Genomic DNA, 1,189 nt, shown 5'->3' on the forward strand with positions numbered 1-1,189 from the left:
CTTCCATCCGAAAACTTCCGCTAGATTGCTTCGTTCGACTTGCATGTGTTAAGCACGCCGCCAGCGTTCATCCTGAGCCAGGATCAAACTCTCATGTTAAAGTTTTGATTCCAGTCAAAATTCGCTTGGCTAATTTTAACCGTTATTACTGTTGTTTTGGTTTTGTTCTGAATGTTCTCTTGAACTTCAAGGCTTAACCAAAAGCCTTTGTTCTTAGAATTTTCAGGGTTTTACATACTGTTCAGTTTTCAAGGTTCTTTGTTGTTGCCTCATCGACAGCTTATTTATATTATCATAAGCAATTGACTTTGTCAACAACTTTTTTATTTTATTTTTAATCTCTCTCAGAAACCCGTTTGCGTTTCCGCTCTTATTTCTTCGATTGATTCGCCCTTGTCTCAAGGACGTATGTTATGATACCAGAGTTTCCAAGGATTGTCAACGATTTTTCTATATTTGTTATTCTTTTTATTTTGTTGTGATTTTTTAGAATATTTTGTCATTTCTATTTATTTCACACATACTAGATTAAAAAATCAGCAGCATTCCCACCAGCTTATTTTGATCCTTCTTGCGGAAATGCCGCTGATTTATTTTGCGCCATTTTCTTCTATTATCATATATGCAACTATTTGCTCTCTTCTCTTTCCAAACACTACAGTAACGAGATTGCGGTGTTCCATTTTTCAAAACTGTACATAATATATAATTTTAATAATGGGTATGGAAGAAAGCGACTGAAAAATCCAGATACCGCCTGTTTGAGAAGCTCACTTCCCTGTTTCAGGAAATTAATCCTGAGCTTCAATACACGGGGATAAAGTTCAGTATTAATACAGAATACTCGCCAGAATACTTAAAGGAAGCCGCATCGAAATACGCAGAAATCTGGCAGTTGGATGAAACAACGTTTGTCGCCGGTAAAGGACATCGAAAGTCAGTCCAGCAGCGCCATTATGAAAAACTTAAGGAATATCTGTCAAATTGGAATTCCCTATTACACAAAAAAACCGCCATACATTTCTGTACAACGGTCTTCTTTATATACCTTCAAAACTGCACACTGAATTTCTTCTACTCTCTATCTTTCATCCTTCAGGAAATAACTTCCTCTTACCTATCCTTAACCATAACCTTTTGGTTAAGCCCTCGACCGATTAGTAACAGTCAGCTTCACGTATTACTACGC

At 36.8% G+C, this 1,189-nt stretch carries 1 rRNA gene; it reads right to left on the minus strand.

The features are described 5' to 3' along the window. Positions 1-99, minus strand: a 16S ribosomal RNA gene (locus DWZ16_RS15240); the annotation flags it as partial. Positions 100-1,189: the final 1,090 nt, after the last annotated feature.

Origin of the sequence: Clostridium sp. AF29-8BH, assembly GCF_003478145.1 — a bacterium.
Classification (GTDB): Bacteria; Bacillota; Clostridia; order Lachnospirales; family Lachnospiraceae; genus Otoolea; species Otoolea fessa.